Source organism: Martelella limonii, assembly GCF_013344475.1.
In the GTDB taxonomy this organism is placed as follows: Bacteria; Pseudomonadota; Alphaproteobacteria; order Rhizobiales; family Rhizobiaceae; genus Martelella; species Martelella limonii.
This window is the reverse complement of sequence record NZ_JABUOU010000017.1, coordinates 1-15,312: the sequence shown is the minus strand read 5'-3', so window position 1 is coordinate 15,312 and position 15,312 is coordinate 1. Positions and strand designations below refer to the sequence as shown.

The window sequence follows — 15,312 nt, the reverse complement described above, 5'->3', positions numbered from 1 at the left end:
ACATGTCGGTGATCACGTCGGTGGCATAGCCCGGCACGCGGCGGTAGCCATCGGGAAAATGGAAGCCCGGATCCCAGTAATCGCCCTGCCCCGGCACGACCGCCCATTCGTCAAAACCCGTCGGCTCATGCGCCGGGCCTTCGCCGAGATGCCACTTGCCGAAGATCGCGGTGGCGTATCCGCCGGCCTTCAAGGCCTTGGCGACATTGGGCAGACGGTTGTCGATATGGGTCGAAAGCGTCGTCACGCCGTTCACATGGTTATGCGTTCCCGTCAGGATCGCCGCGCGGGACGGGGTGCAGATCGAATTGGTCACATAGGTCGCATCGTGACGCACGCCTTCATTGGCCAGACGGTCGAGGTTCGGCGTATTGTTGATGCCGGCGCCATAGGCCGAAATCGCCCGCGAGGCATGATCGTCGGACATGATGAAGATAATGTTGGGGCGGGTCATGCGTTTACTCCGCATTGTTTGTTGGGTCAGATGCCGGACGGCGCGGCGAAAGCCAGCCGAACATCCGGGCTTTCCAGGCGCGCGGCAGGCACAGCCATAGGATCAGCAGGACGTTAATGGCAAGGATCGTGCCCGAGATTGGACGATTCGTGAAAATGCTCCAGTCGCCGCCGGAAATCGTCAGCGCGCGGCGCAGGTTCTGCTCGCAGATCGGCCAGAGGACGAGACCGATGACGATCGGCGGCAGAGGATAGTTGAACACCTTGAGGGGAAGGCCGATCGCGCCGAAGGCGAGGGCCGTCCAGAGGTCGAAGATCGATGACGATATCGAATAGACGCCGAGCACGCACAGAAGGGCGACCACCGGCAGCAACATGAATTTCCGCACCCGGATGAACAGGATGGAGACGGGCGTCAGAAGTACGCCCGCCACCAGCAGGTATATATTCGCAGACATGTAGGACAAGAAAATCCCGCCGACCACATCGAGATTGTTCTCGAACAGGCCCGGACCAGGGAAGAAGCCGAGGATGATCAGCGCGCCCATCAGCACGGCCGATGAGGCATCGCCCGGAATGCCGAGGGCGAGTGTGGGGATCAAGGTTCCGCCGAATGTCGCATTATTGGCCGATTCCGTCGCGACCACGCCCTGGGGATTGCCCTTGCCGAAGCTTTCCGGGCGCTTCGACCGGGACCGCGCCATCGCATAGGCCATGAAGGACGAAGGGCCGCCGCCAAGCCCGGGCATTGCGCCGAAGAAGGTGCCCAGAAGCGACGAGCGGAACAGGTTCCAGCCATCGCGCAGGGTATGAAGGATGGCGCCAAGGGAGGGCCGGGTGATCGCGATATCCGGCTTGACGTTGAAATTGCCCTGCCGCGCCTGCGACACGATCTCGGAAATCGCGAAGATTCCGATCACGACGGCCACAAGGTTGATGCCGCCCAGAAGGCCGTCGAAACCGAACTCGAACCGCACGATATCGGTGAACTGGTCATAGCCAATTGTCGACAGCAGCACGCCGAAGACGCCGGTCATCAGGCCCTTGACCGTTGCCTCGTGGCTGACAACGGCGATGGTGAGAAGACCGGTCACGCCGAGCGCGAAATATTCCGGCGGAGCGAATCCGAGCGCGAACTCCGCAAGCACGGGCGAAAAGAAAACCAGCACGACGCCGCCGATGATGCCGCCGAAAGCCGAGGCCGCGATCGCAAGTCCCAGCGCTTCGCCGGCCTCGCCCTTCTGCGCCATCGGATAGCCGTCAAGCAGCGTGGCGGCGGAAAGGGGCGTTCCCGGTATCCTTAGCAGGATCGCCGAGATGGCGCCGCCGCAGGAGCCGGCGACAGGATCGAGATGATAGGCAACCGGAAGCAGCAGGATGATGCCCATCAATGGGCCGAGCCCGGGGAGCACGCCAATGACGAGGCCGATCAAGGTGCCGGCAAGAATGGCCATCAGCGAGGAGGCGGTAAAGAACAGGCCAAAACCGGCGATGAGAGGCTCGAGTGTCATGTCATTGCACCTAAATCGGACTGTCGCTCACCACATAGTCACTTCGAAAACGCCGACGGGCAGCCGGACATTTAAAAGCGCGCCGAACACATAGCCTGCCGCCAGCGTTGTCAGCACCGCCCCGGCAATGAGTGTGACCGGCGAACGGTTTCCAAGGATCAGCATCAGCAGTAACATCAGGGCCGGCATCGCCAGGTAGAACCCGATTACCGGCAGGATCGCCGTGAAGGCCACGAGAGCGGCGAAACTCGCCGCTGCCCGTACAAGCAGGAAGCTCTCCTCGGGCGTGGACGCGCCCTCATCCGCAGGAACGGAGCCATCGTTGAACCGCTCCTTGCCGGCAAAAATCCGCACCGCCTGGACGGCGCCGAAGATCACCAGCAGCCAGGCAAGGCCGTTGGGCACGAGAGCGGCATTGTATTGCGGCGGCCCTCCTGCGGCATCCAGTTCGACGAAGACCGTACTGGTCTGCCAGAAGACAAGCCCCGCGATCGCGAAGAAGAATGCAACCGGCAGAAACAACAAGGCCTTTTCAAGCGATGATGACATGCTTTTTCCCACGGGCTTCCGCCGGGCCTTGGTCAGCGCCGGCGGAACTTTTCCATCAATTGGCGGAACGGATCGCCTTGGTTTCCCACTTCACCGCCTCGACGCCGCTCTCGAGCTGGGAGCGAACGCTGTCGCAGGTCGCAAGATATTCGTCCGGCGCGTAGCCGAGCGGCTAGAAACCGACAGCCTTGATACTCTTGAGAACATCGGGGTTGGTCATGGCAGCCTTCATCGCGTTGCGCAGCACCTCGACCCGGTCGGCCGGCGTGTCGGAGCGCACCAGCCACCAGTCCCACCCGGCGGGTGCCAGACCGGAGACGCCGATATCGAGGCCGAAATCGGAAGGCCGCGGCGCGCCGCCATAAGTCTCGCTGGCGTCCTCGGTGTCGGAGAGCGTCATCAGAACCTTGAGCTGATCCTTGTTGGCCTCGTAGACGCCCGGATTGATGATAATCCAGTCGAGAATGCCGTTGCGCAGATCCTTCACGCCGAGCGCCAGATCGTCATAGGGCACCGCACGCGAGACGGTGTCCATCTTCTGCATCACGCTGGCGGCGATCAGGTGCGGAAGCGAGGTGCCAGAGCCGTTATAGGCGGTCTTCGCGGGGTTGGCCTTCAGATATTCGATGAAGGACGGAAAATCCGACCAGCGGGTCTCGTCGGGGCGCATCGCGATCGCGAAGCCGTTTGCCGTGGCGGCATAGAGCGGGGTGAAATCGGCGCAGCTCCAGTCAGCCTTGCCGAAGATCGGCGAGATGACGAGTGGCGCGACATAGCCGTCCATGATCGTGTAGCCGTCAGCGGGTTCGCTGAGAAACGACTTCATGGCGAGAACGCCGCCTGCGCCAGGCTTGGCGACAACCGGCATGGCCTCGCCCAGCTCCTTGGACATCGCCTCGGCAATCAGCTGGCTGACGCCATAGGTGGGCGTGCCCGCAGCCCACGGATAGACGACCTGAAACTTGCGATCCGGAAAGTCGGCAAAGGCCGCTCCGCTCATCATGGCGACAGCGGATAAGGCAAGCAGGCTCTTCTTGAGCAAAGACATTCAATTCCTCCCTGGTAGTCAGCCGGAAGCGCAAATCCGTCCTTTGGCTGCCGGCTGTTTTCGGAAGCTGACGTTAGTCAAATGGATATCAATTTTCTAATTCCAAATTCGATCATTCCGTTTACTTTTATTGATAGGAAGAGATAATGAACACCATTTAAACCGACCCCCTACCGGAGCCCTGCCTGAAAATGCGCTTCCTGCTTTCCCGCCAGTATCAGCATTTCAGCGCGGTTTACCGCCAGGGTAACCTGCGCAAGGCAAGCCAGGTTGCCGGCGTCACCCAGCCGGCGCTGACCAAGAGCATTCGCCAGATCGAGGAGACGATCGGCGCGAAGCTGTTCGAGCGGACGCCGCAGGGCATGACCCCCACGGCAGCCGCGGAACGGCTCTACGCGCTCTACGAAAGTTTCGATCAGCAATCCCGCTATACGCAGATGGAACTTGCCGAATTCCTGACCGACACCGGTCCGCAGATCAGGATCGGCGCCGGTTTCGTCTGGGCATGGCACCGGCTTTCTGATGTGATAGGCGATTATGTTGCCGCCGAGCCATCCGTGCGGGTGAAGCTGACCACCGGGATTACCGATACCCTCCTTCCCCAGCTTGAGAACCACGAGATCGATATCGCGGTCTGCGACCTTCAGGGCATCATACCGCCCGCCGGCTATGTAAGCCGCATGCTCTGGTCGACGGAGCGGCGCCTCTGGGCAAGGGCAAGCCATCCTTTGGCCGGCAAGAAGGGGCTCACCCTTCAAGACCTCTCCACCTGTATCTGGACCGGTTACACAACGGATACGCGGATGTTGGCGACGCTGGAACGGCAGTTTCGGAACGTCGGGCTGAAAAAACCTGTGATGCAAGTCGAATCCTCGTCGCTGATGGCGCAACTCAACGTGATGGCGAATTCCGAGTTCGTGGGCGTGATCGCCGACGATATCGCGACGGAAGCATCGCGGCGCGGATTGGTCCCGCTGGACTTCACATCCGACGACTGGGCGCTCCATGCGGGCGTCATCTTCCCTCGCGAGGCGGAAAACCAACCCGCCTTCTGCCATTTGCTGGCGCTGCTCCAGGAGCGCTGAGCGCCAACTCATCTACCATGATCGAGGCGGTTTCAGCCGCGGCCTGCAGGATATCCGCCCGGATCGAACGTCATATGAAGACTGAAACAGCGCGTCGCGCCGCGGTCGGAGACTTCCAGAAGCCCAGCCTCGCGCAGCGCGGCGCGCGGCTGCTTCTCGTGGGTCGCCGGTTCTATGCAGAAGAGATTGGTGCCGTCCGTCGCGTTGCGCAGCGTCTGGAGGCAGGGAAGCGCATCGCCGTCATACGCAAGTGTGTAGCGCGGCGGCGCCTCGCCATCGCCTGTCAGGACAACCTGGACCGGCCCCGCGCCGGACGGCCGGGTGCGGATGCCATTGGGCGACAGTGCATCGGGGACATCCTTGCCGGCGAGCGTCAGCCGCGAACCCGGCCCCGCAAGCGGAAAGCCGAAATTGATATGATACATCGCCATCAGCGGCAGCGATCCCGAAAGCACTGTCACGCGGTCGGTGAGCATGAGTGTCCGGCCGCCGAGCGGAACGACGATCTCACGCTCCAGCCTGACGGTCGCCTGCCCGAGCACGAATTGGGTCGCCTCCGCCAAGACGCGGAAATTGCAATCATCGCCATCCCAGTCGGCGGCACAGGAGACGATCTTCGCCGGCATGCGCGCCATCCGGCCATGCAGGGGATAGGAGCGTCCCTCGTCCGTATCGGGCTGGCGGATGTGGTCAAAGCCACAGGTCGACATCAGGCCGGAGAGCGTGGTGTTCTCGCCGATGGTATCGGTTCCGCTCATCCCGATCGGCCCCGTCCAGCCGAAGGGCACGTCATTGCACCAGACTTGGCCGATATCGCAGCAACGGTCGGGCAGCAGTTCGACACGCAGACCGCCACCGCTGTCGATCTGGATCAGACGTGCGCCGCTGGCGGGGCCATCGGTTTCCGAAAGCTGCCTGATGCCCGCCACCTTGGCGATATCCGGGATAAACGCGGCGAGCTCGTCGCGTTTCCAGTTCCTGCCGTAAAGCTTCATTCCCTGCCTCAGTTCAGAAGGTTGCGTCCATCGTCGGCATCGAAGAGATGCCAGGCATCTCGGGCGGGCAGAATGGCAATGGTCTCGCCCTGCTGCGGCAGGCGCTCGCCGCCGGCATCGCCTTCAGCGGCCCGCACCGCAATCCCGGTTCCGCCAAGCTCGCCGAACACGAAAATTTCGTGGCCCAGCCACTCGATCACATCAACGACAATGGTACTGCCGATGTCTCCGCCAGCGGGCACGATCTGGAAATGCTCGGGGCGGATGCCAAGATCGACGGTCTGCCCGGCGCCGATCCGCTCGCTCAGCAGCGCAATGCGTTCCGGCGAAGCCGGCAGCGTCATCGCTTGCGGGCCGTCGAACGCCACCTTTCCGTCCGAAACCGAAACCGTCCCCCGGAAAATGCTCATTTCCGGCGTGCCGAGAAAGCCGGCCACGAAGCGGTTTGCGGGATTGAGATAGAGGTCCTTCGGCGAGCCGACCTGCTGGATTTTGCCATGGTCCAGCAGCGCGATGCGATCGGCCATCGTCATCGCCTCGACCTGGTCATGGGTCACGAAAATCGAGGTCGCGCCGAGCTTGCCGTGGAGGCGACGGATCTCCAGCCGCGTCTGTGCCCGCAGCTTGGCGTCGAGATTCGACAGCGGCTCATCGAAGAGAAAAAGCTTGGGATTGCGCACGATGCACCGCCCCATCGCAACGCGCTGGCGCTGGCCGCCGGAAAGCTGGCCAGGCTTGCGCTTTTCCAGGCCTTCAAGGCCGAGCATGCTCACGGCTTCCCCGACGCGACGATCGATAAGCGCCCGGTCCTCGCCGCGCATTCTCAGCGCGAAGGACATGTTCTGCTCGACCGTCATATGCGGATAGAGCGCGTAGGTCTGGAATACCATCGCCATGTCCCGGTCGGAGGGGTCGGTATTGGTGATGTCCTCGCCATCGACCCGGATTGTGCCGCCGGTGATGTCCTCAAGGCCGGCGATCATCCGCAACAGCGTCGACTTTCCGCTGCCCGACGGGCCGACGAGGCAGACAAACTCGCCGGAGGGAATGGTGAGGTCTAGGTCGGGGATGACGGTAAGATTGCCGTAGCTCTTGCGGACGTTCTGAAGTTCGACTTGTGCCATGATTCACCTACTTGACCGCGCCGGCCAGAAGACCGCGCACGACGAAACGTTGACCGAACATGATGAGGACAAGGGCCGGCAGCATCGAAATCACCGAAGCCGCCGCCATTTCGCCGTAGCGAATCTGGTGTTCCTGCGCGAAGGTGGCGATCGCCACCGGCGCCGTCATCGTATTCTGGTCGGAGAGGTTGAGCGAAATCGCGAAATCGCTCCAGGATTGGATGAAGGCAAGCGCGCCTGCAGCCGCCATTCCGCCGAAGGAAAGCGGCAGGATGATGCGCCGGAAGATCTGGCCGTAGTTGCAGCCGTCAAGCCGGGCGGCTTCCACGAGTTCGCGCGGAATCGCCAGCATGAAGCCGATCATCAAAAACATCGTCTGCGGCAACATATGGACCGTGTGGGTCAGCACCAGCGCCAGGTAGCTGCCGTGCAGACCGGCCTGAGTGGCCATGACATACCACGACCCTACGAAAGTGAGCGTCGGCAGCATGTGGAAGACCAGCGCCCAGCCGAGCACCAGGAACGAGACCCAGCGCGGCGGGTTAAGCCTGACGATCGTGAAAGCCGCGACCGTGGCGATCAGCAGCGTGAGCGCCGTCGCGGAAACGGCGACGATCGCGCTGTTGAGCAGGTTGGCGAGGAAGTCCGATTGCCGCGAGAACAGGATCGAGACGTAATTGGCGTCGGTCACCGGCGCGACCATCTTGCCCATCAGGATGTCGATCGGCCGCTTGAACGAGTTCGACAGGATCCACACCATCGGAGCCACGATCAGCAGCGCATATCCCCAGGCGACCATGTCGCCGCCGGTAAACCTTCTGGCTTTCGTTTTCATGGCTTGCTCCTGCGCATGCGGCGACTGCGGATGACGAGGTTGACCACGACCGTCAGCACCGCGACGGCCAACAGGGTGAGCAGAGACATCGCCGACCCCATGCCGACCCGGTCCTGACCGAAGAAGGTGCGATAAATCGAGAAGTTGATGACTTCGGTCGAGGTGCCCGGCCCGCCGCCGGTCAGCAGAAATATCTCGTCGAAAACCTTGAATGACAGCACCAGCCTGAGGCCGAGCGTGATCAGGATGGTCGGCATCATCATCGGGATGATGATGTGGATGAGTTCCTGCCACTTCGATTTCACGTCCAGCCGCGCGGCCTCGAGAATCTCGTCGTCGAGGGTTTCGAGCCCCGTCAGCAACAACAGAAAGACGAAGGGCGTCCAGTGCCAGATGTCGACTCCGATAACCGAGGCGAGCGCGAAGCGTTGGTCGCCCAGGAAATCCACGGGACCCAGGCCGAACAGGCCGAGAAGCGCATTGACGATGCCGAAGTCGCGACCGAGCATCAGCCGCCACATGGCGCCGATCACGATTGGCGGAATGACGATGGGCAAAAGGAAAATTGCGGTCAGCAGCCCGCGGCCGACGCCCGAAGACCGCCTGACGGCAAGCGCCATGGAGAACCCGATGATCATCTGGATGCCGACCGCGAAAACCGCAAAGATGATCGTGTTCTTCACGCCAGCCCAGTAGACGGGTTCGCCGGTGAAGAGCTCGCGGAAATTCTTCAGGCCGATGAAGCTGATATCCGGCTGACCGCCACTCCACTCAACGCTCGACAGGCTGAGGCCCGCGAGGTTGAACACCGGATAGATCGTGAGCACGACCAGCAGGACCACCGCCGGCGCGAGCGATGACACCTTCCAGATGCGGTTGGCCTTTCCTGCGCGGCCGATTTCAGACGTGCGTTTCTGCATGACAATGTCCCGAAGGTCCGGCCTGTGCAAAGGAGCACAGACCGGAGCAGCTCAATTACAGGTGGTTGGGCTCTTTGACGTCGTAGCCGGCGTCCGTCAGGATCTTGTACATGTCGTCGGCCGAAGCGTTAAGCGCCTCCGTCGGCGTGATCTCGCCGATGACCGCGCGGTTGAGATGGACGGAGATCGCATCCTTGATCTGCGTGCCCTCGACCAGCGGCATGTTCATCTGGGCATTCGCCGCATTCTCGGAAAAGGCCGGAATGAAGGCGAAAGCCGGGTCGCTCGCTTCTTCGGCGTCGCCAAGATCGTCACGAACCGGAACGCCGCCATCGAGCACATAATTGACCTGGTTTTCCTTCTCCATGAACCATTTGAAGAAATCCAGGGCCGCCTCCTGCTGGCTTTCCGGTACATTCTTGGCGATCCCGCCGACCCACTGACCGGCGGCCGACGCATGAATGCCGCCGGGGCCTGCTGGAATGAGGGCGGTTGCAATCTTGTCGGCGACGATCGAGCTGTTGGGGTCGGTGAGCGAGGAATAGGCGGCCACCACCGCGATCGCCTGCGCCGCCTTGCCGGTCGCCATCAGCTGGATTAATTCGGCCTGCGCGATCGCGCCCGGATTGGGCGGCCCCGCTTCTTTGCCGAGAGCGATGTATTCCTCAAGCGCTGCAAGGCCCTCTTTGCTTGCAATGGTCGGCGTGAAATCGCCCTTAGCAGCGTCGGCGAAGAACGTCGCCCCGTTGCTGAACAGGTAGGGCGTGAAGTTGTAGAGGATCGAATCGCGCGCGGCGCGCGGCACGAAGCCATAGATGTTCGGCGGATCGTTCAGGGCCTTGGCATTGGCCAGAAGATCGTCCCAGGTCTCGGGCACCTTGAGGCCGGCCTCCTCATAAAGGTCCTTGCGATAGTAGAATATCTGGACATTGCCGTTGGTCGGAACGGACAGCAGCGTTCCATCCGGATCGAAGCTGTGGGTTTCGGCATTCCAGTAGGTCGAGTTGCCGAAGGTCAGCACGCTTTCGGGCAGGCTGAAGTCCGGCTCGATCTCCTTGAGCGGCTTCAGAAAGCCGCCGGCGTAGATCTCGGCCATGCCGCTGGCGTTCAGGTTGAGGATGTCATAAGCGCCCTCGCCGGCGCGCAACGAGTTGCGGGTCTTCTCCAGCATGCCCCCGAACGGCGTAACGTCGAGGTCGAATTGCGTGCCGGTCTCCTCTTCATAGGCATCCACCATGGCGATGAAGCCATCGAGCCAGGGCGACTGGTTGATCAGCACCCGCAGCGTGGTCCCCTCCTGCGCCTGGGCTGCCACGGTCATTGCTAGCGTCATTGCGGCCGTCGCCGAAAGCGTAAGCATGCGTTTGCGTATTCGTTGAACTCTATCCATTGTCATTCTCCTCCCGTTTTAGTTGCGAACTAACGCGCCGGCGCATCAAGCCCCAGCCACGCGTGGAAATCATCGGTGGCGTCGTGTTCCTTCAATATGCCCCTCAAGCCATCCTCGAGGCGCGCCACGACAGGCGAATCATCGACAGGCGTCGACTGCCCCGGATCGTTGGACAGGTCATAGAGCGACGTCCCGAACCGTCCGTATGGGTCCTTGTAGAGGCCGGGCCCGCGCTTTTCGGGCACGAGGCCCGGAACGCGCAGCACGGGAACGCCCTTGGTGAAATCGAGCGGCGGATGAAGGGTCACATCCGCGAGTTCCTCCACCGAGAACAGCGATTTCAGATGGGTCGGCATCAGCGTGTATTCCGCCGGCGCCGGGCCGTCGCGGTCCGGCGGATAGCGGAAATAGGTATGGCGCCCATCTGTCACGCCAACCGGACCGCCATGCATGCCGAAGGCGATGATCCGCTCTTCGTCATCCTCATCCAGCCGGTCAAGGATCGGGCGGCCGCGCGTCTCAGGCGGCGCCTCAAGGCCGAAAATGTCGAGCATGGTCGGCATCAGGTCGGGCGTCTGCGTCAGGGCATCGATACGGGTTCCGGCGCGGTCGGCATGGTCCGGATGATGCATGATCAGTGGAATGTGCGAGATCTCGTCGAAATAGGGCGGAATGTTCTTGCCCCACCATTCATGCTCGGAGAGCAGGAATCCGTGATCCGTAGACAGAACGAGGCAGGTGTCCTTCCAGAGATCGTGCTCATCGAAATAGTCGAGCAGCCGGCCGAAGTGATGGTCGCACATGGCGACGAGGGCGTTGTAGTTCGCCCTGATCTCGGCGATCTCTTCCGGCGTGTTGGTGCACGGCCCGTAGCGCGGCCAGTCGAGGATCGGGCCATCATAGTCGGTCGGCAGCGCCTTGCGGTATTTCTCCGGGACGTCAAACGGCTCGTGCGGATCGAAGCACTCGATCTGCAGCATCCAGTTGTCGGCATCGCGGTTGCTGTCGAGGAATTCGAGACCCTTGTTGATGCATTGCGGCCCCGGGAAATCCGCTTCATCGCGGATAAACGAACGATTGATCTGGTGCTGCAGCCGGTTCCGTTCGTTAGGTTTGTTGTAGTGAAGATCGGAATAATCCCGTGCGAAGCGTTCGAGCGGCGGCTCGACCACGGCTTTCCACGGGTCGAATTCCTGGCCGCGGACCAGGTCCCAGGTGCGATAGCGATTGTGGTAGGTCGCGCCGCCGTCCTCGAAATAATGGAAGTGGTCGGTGATCAGGTGCGTGTAGACATTCGCCTTGTTCAGGATCGCGGGCAGCGAATTGTCGAAGGGCTCGAGCGGCCCCCAGGAGCGATGCATGAAATTGAGCCTGCCGGTGTGCATGTCGCGGCGGGCCGGCATGCAGGGGAGACTGCCGACATAATGATTGTCGAAGGTCATCGCCCGGTTCGCGAAGCGATCGAAATTCGGCGTCGCAACCTCACGCCCGCCATAAGCGCCCAGCGCGCGCCGGTTCAGCGTGTCGAACAGGACAAAAACAAGCTTCATGTATGGTCTCCCTGCCCCGATCCTAGACATTTGCCAATTTTTGAAAAATACCTTCGGAGCGAGCAGCAATAACCCTGAGATATCGCAGGCGCACGCAACCACTTTCTCCGTCGGTGGAGCGAGACCATTCCAGCAATGAGGCTTTTGATGATTTCAGGGCTTTGCGCCGGGAACTGAAGCGGGCAATTCCTCTCCCTCACGCAACGGTTCCGTCACCGCATTCAGGGAGCGGATCATCTGGGTGATCGGCGCAAAATCCGCAAAACTCCGGTGGAACGTGATCCCGGTCGGAATGCTCCAGCGAAAGCCGTCAAGCGCGACTTCCTTCAGGTCGCGCCCTTCAGAGGTTGCGCTGAGAGGCACTGGCATGCAGCCTATGAACTGATGCTCCGCGATCATCTTGAAGGCGATCTGCAAGGAATGGGATTCCAGCGCCACGCGGGGCTCGGGCAGGCCGCGGGCTTCGAAATAGTTGCGGATCTGGATGTTCGCCTGCTGGCCGCTGAAAAGGCAGAGCCATGGATAATCCAACGTGTCGGCCGGCTCGACGCGATCCTTGAGGAAAAGAGGATGCTGGCTGGAGGCGAAGATCGCGTTCTGCTGCTGGTAGAGTTCGATGGTCCTGAACTCGGCTCCAAGATTGAAGGTGCCTCCCTCGGTGCGCGGGATGCCGCCCGCATAAACGCGTATGTCGCCCGATTTCAGCAACGGCAGCAGTTCGCTGCCCACGCCGGTTGATACCTGCACCTTCAGATGCGGGAAACGCCGGCGGAGATCGGCGAGCATGTTGGGAAAGTGAACGGAAGAATAGACAGGCCCGCCGCCGATGCGCATCGTCCCGCCAAGGCCCTTGGACTGCGCGCCGACCTCGACGATCGCAGCGTTCCAGGCAGCCTCGACCTCGCGCGCGCGGATATGCATCATCTCACCGGCTTCCGTCAGCCGGACGCCGCGCGGCAGGCGCAGGAACAGTTCCGTCCCGAACGCCTCCTCCAGCAGCCGGATCGATTTCGTCAGCGCCGGCTGGCTGATGTTCATCGCCCGCGCGGCGCCATGAAAACTGCCGGCATCCACCACGCCGAGAAAATGCTGAAACCGCCAGATGTCGTGCATTACCGCTCCTCACTCCTGCTCTTGCCGCGAAGATAGATTGGGGCGGCAAAGATAACCAGAGGGTATCGCAGCTTGAACAAACCGAACCGCATCCGCTTCAACTTGAAGGATTCTGGCAGCGACATAGCGAAGCACCCGCCGCAACGCTTGCCTCTCGCAACGCGGATGTCTCTTCCTCACCTGGCTTCGAGTTGATACCAGCGGTAGACCTCTGTTGGCGTATCGTGGACTTTGAGTTCATCGATCATCAGCCGGTACAGGTTTTCGGCTATGGAGACGTCCTTGATCGGCGTCCGCTGCTGCGGATCGCTCCTAAGATCGTAAAGCCGGGTGCCGAGATCGGCGAATCCCTTGCCATCATTATAGGGCACGCGCTTGGCATCCCGACGCGCGTCGATCTTGAGGACCGGCACGCCCTTGGTAAAATCGAAGCCAGGATGAAGCTGGGCGAAGCGCAGCTCTTCGAGCGTGAACGGCGCCGTCATGTGGTTCGGAACGAGCGTATACTCACTGAGTCCCTCGCGGGAAATATCCGGCGGGTAATGATAGAGCACGTGCTCGCCGTCGGTCACGCCGATCGGCCCCGAAAAGACCCCGAAGACGGCCGCATCGCGGATGGGTTCCTCGCGCGCCAGAAGCGGCATGATGCTCCGTGCGGTCACTTCCTGCGGCGTGACCAGCCCGTGGATATCCATGAAAGTCGGCATCAGATCGGTGGTCTGCGTCAGTTGCTTGCGGCGCGTCCCGGCAAGATGTCCATAATCCGGATGATGGATCATCAACGGAATGTGAGAGACCTCCTCGTAGTAGGGCATGCGGCACTTGCCCCACCAGTCATGCTCGGAAAGGAGAAACCCGTGATCTGTGGTTAGCACGATGCATGTGTCCTTCCACATATCGTGTTCGTCCATATAGTCGATCAACCTGCCGAAATACGCATCGCACATGGCGACGAGCGCCGCATAGTTCGCGCGAATCTCCGAGATTTCCTCGGGGCTTTCGGCTACCGGCTCATAATGCGGCCAGTCGAGCACGCCGCCATTATATCCCGTCTCGTAGGCCGCCTTGAAGCGGTCCGGAGCATGAAAGGGTTCATGGGGATCGAAACACTCCAGCATCAGGAACCAGTCGTCGGCCGCGCGGTTGCGGTCGAGAAACGCGAAGGCCGACGCGAAGCAGCGCGGCCCCGGAAAGTCCTCCTCGGCCACGATTGTCTCCCGATTGATCGCGTGCTGCAGCCGCTTGTCGGGCTTTTCCGTATTGTAGTGGCGGGCATCGAACTTTTCCCGGATCCGATCAAGCGGCGGATCAACCATGACGACCCAGGGATCGTATTCCTGCCCGCGAATGAAATCGTAGCTCGAAAAACGCGTGTTAAACCCATGTCCGCCATCTTCGAAATAATGCAGATGGTCCGTGATCAGATGGGTATGGACGCCGCTCCCCTTCATGATCTCGGCAAAGGAATTGTCGAATGGCTCCAGAGGCCCCCATGAGCGGTGGGTGAAATTGAGGCGCCCCGAATGCATATCGCGGCGAGCAGGCATGCAGGGCAGCGAGCCGACATAGTGATTGTCGAACGTCACCGCGCGCGCGGCGAAACGATCGAAGTTTGGTGTTTTTACCTCGGTTCCGCCGTAAGCGCCGAGCGCGGCGCGGTTCAGACTATCAAACAGGACGAAAATGGTTCTCATGGATGCTCCTTCCGCAGGAATATGGCCGAGCTATCGATGAAATGATAATGAATGTTCGTTTTCTCCTAATAACTGCAAGATATCGCCCTGCCCAACCGCTTGGCTTTCCGCCACTGCCGCGATACCGACTTATGCTTCAGATGAGACTTCAGCGAGCTGCTCGCGAAAACTGGACCGTATGATGCTGCAGTTTCCCGCGGTATTTTCCCTGCTAGGAGATCACGGTGCGGCGGGTGGCAATGTCGATGCAGGCATACATCGAATAGCGGCGATCGACGCAGAGCGCGTCGACCGGAGAGGCGTCGATCTGCCAGAGCGCATTCGGCTCGCGCACATGCCGGAGCGTGCCGGTACCAACGAGTTTCATGGTCGAGCGGAACTTGTCCGGATTGTTCACCGCCGTCATGACCACAGTGTTTTCAGCCTTCAGCTGTTTGATGAAATGCTGGAAGGTGCGCTTTGGCGGCAGCGGCTTCAACTCGCCATTGCGGTCGATCAGCTCGGCGCCAAACTCGTCCTCGACATAGCCGCGAACGGTCTCGGCAGAGAGCGCCGGCTTGTCGGTCAGCCAAGCGAGGATGAACGCCCGCACCTTGCCGTCATTTGCCGTTTCGAGAAGACCCTTGCCCTTGCGCGCCTTCGCTCGGTCAAAGCCAAGGCCGGAGACTTTTCCCGCCTTTCGATCGGCGCGCCAGCGCATGATCGATCGGGACGACACGCGCGGCACCGCGTTGCGCACCCACGTTTCAACATGCAGGGAGCGATCATTATACTTGTGGCAGAACTGATAGAGCGCCGTGGAAAGCGGCCGGCCGCGCACCTTCACGCCCTTGTGGAAGTCGTCGAAGGCGGCAAGGAGGTGACCCGCGCGTCGCGCTCCAGACGCTCTGCTTCCGTCTTCGGCTCCCGGTCGATATTCTAGGCGGTAGACTCATAATGCTTAAGCCAGATGCGTGCTGAGAAGAGCTTTATGGCTGCAAGGTAGTTGTCAGCGCGCTTGTCGTAGCGCGTAGCGATGCCTCGCGCTTCTTTGAGGCGGTTGAAA

The 15,312-nt window shown here is 61.1% G+C and carries 14 protein-coding genes and 1 pseudogene; 1 reads left to right on the top strand and 14 read right to left on the bottom strand.

What is annotated here, in order from left to right:
* The 4 genes from HPQ62_RS20515 to HPQ62_RS20500 all read right to left on the bottom strand — a co-directional run.
* A partial coding sequence (locus tag HPQ62_RS20515; protein WP_174804461.1) for a sulfatase-like hydrolase/transferase occupies window positions 1–454 on the bottom strand: 454 nt, incomplete at its 3' end.
* 4 nt (window positions 455–458) lie between these two features.
* On the bottom strand, window positions 459–1,964 hold the full coding sequence (locus HPQ62_RS20510) for a tripartite tricarboxylate transporter permease (RefSeq protein ID WP_174804460.1): 1,506 nt from the start codon (window positions 1,962–1,964) through the stop codon (window positions 459–461).
* A 27-nt stretch (window positions 1,965–1,991) separates the two neighbouring features.
* The gene (locus tag HPQ62_RS20505) at window positions 1,992–2,513 is read right to left on the bottom strand and encodes a tripartite tricarboxylate transporter TctB family protein (RefSeq protein ID WP_174804459.1); all 522 of its coding nucleotides are present in this window, start codon (window positions 2,511–2,513) and stop codon (window positions 1,992–1,994) included.
* A 172-nt stretch (window positions 2,514–2,685) separates the two neighbouring features.
* A complete protein-coding gene (locus HPQ62_RS20500; protein ID WP_174804458.1) occupies window positions 2,686–3,561 on the bottom strand; it encodes a Bug family tripartite tricarboxylate transporter substrate binding protein in 876 nt (291 codons plus the stop codon).
* A 191-nt stretch (window positions 3,562–3,752) separates the two neighbouring features.
* Here HPQ62_RS20500 and HPQ62_RS20495 point away from each other — a divergent pair, with 191 nt between their 5' ends.
* Entirely contained in the window at window positions 3,753–4,646 is an 894-nt protein-coding gene (locus HPQ62_RS20495) for a LysR family transcriptional regulator (RefSeq protein WP_174804457.1), read from the top strand.
* Between the two features lie 32 nt (window positions 4,647–4,678).
* On the opposite strand, the gene HPQ62_RS20490 is transcribed toward HPQ62_RS20495, so the two are convergent.
* The 10 genes and pseudogenes from HPQ62_RS20490 to HPQ62_RS20445 all read right to left on the bottom strand — a co-directional run.
* Window positions 4,679–5,641 (bottom strand): DUF4432 family protein, encoded by a 963-nt coding sequence (locus HPQ62_RS20490; RefSeq protein ID WP_174804456.1) that lies wholly within the window; start codon window positions 5,639–5,641, stop codon window positions 4,679–4,681.
* Between the two features lie 8 nt (window positions 5,642–5,649).
* Entirely contained in the window at window positions 5,650–6,765 is a 1,116-nt protein-coding gene (locus HPQ62_RS20485) for an ABC transporter ATP-binding protein (protein ID WP_174804455.1), read from the bottom strand.
* A 7-nt stretch (window positions 6,766–6,772) separates the two neighbouring features.
* Window positions 6,773–7,600: a carbohydrate ABC transporter permease gene (locus tag HPQ62_RS20480; RefSeq protein WP_244629794.1), complete on the bottom strand. Its 828-nt coding sequence runs from the start codon at window positions 7,598–7,600 to the stop codon at window positions 6,773–6,775.
* Window positions 7,597–8,520, bottom strand: a complete 924-nt coding sequence (locus HPQ62_RS20475; RefSeq protein ID WP_174804454.1) for a carbohydrate ABC transporter permease — start codon at window positions 8,518–8,520, stop codon at window positions 7,597–7,599. Before HPQ62_RS20475 ends, HPQ62_RS20480 begins: the two co-directional genes overlap by 4 nt.
* Window positions 8,521–8,575: 55 nt before the next feature.
* On the bottom strand, window positions 8,576–9,910 hold the full coding sequence (locus tag HPQ62_RS20470; protein ID WP_244629793.1) for an ABC transporter substrate-binding protein: 1,335 nt from the start codon (window positions 9,908–9,910) through the stop codon (window positions 8,576–8,578).
* 29 nt (window positions 9,911–9,939) lie between these two features.
* The gene (locus tag HPQ62_RS20465; RefSeq protein ID WP_174804453.1) at window positions 9,940–11,460 is read right to left on the bottom strand and encodes a sulfatase; all 1,521 of its coding nucleotides are present in this window, start codon (window positions 11,458–11,460) and stop codon (window positions 9,940–9,942) included.
* A 153-nt stretch (window positions 11,461–11,613) separates the two neighbouring features.
* Window positions 11,614–12,573 (bottom strand): LysR family transcriptional regulator, encoded by a 960-nt coding sequence (locus HPQ62_RS20460; protein WP_174804452.1) that lies wholly within the window; start codon window positions 12,571–12,573, stop codon window positions 11,614–11,616.
* Window positions 12,574–12,749: 176 nt separating this feature from the next.
* The gene (locus HPQ62_RS20455; RefSeq protein ID WP_174804451.1) at window positions 12,750–14,267 is read right to left on the bottom strand and encodes a sulfatase; all 1,518 of its coding nucleotides are present in this window, start codon (window positions 14,265–14,267) and stop codon (window positions 12,750–12,752) included.
* Between the two features lie 211 nt (window positions 14,268–14,478).
* A complete protein-coding gene (locus HPQ62_RS20450) occupies window positions 14,479–15,087 on the bottom strand; it encodes a hypothetical protein (RefSeq protein WP_174804450.1) in 609 nt (202 codons plus the stop codon).
* Between the two features lie 98 nt (window positions 15,088–15,185).
* Window positions 15,186–15,312: pseudogene (locus HPQ62_RS20445) on the bottom strand (IS5/IS1182 family transposase); the annotation flags it as partial.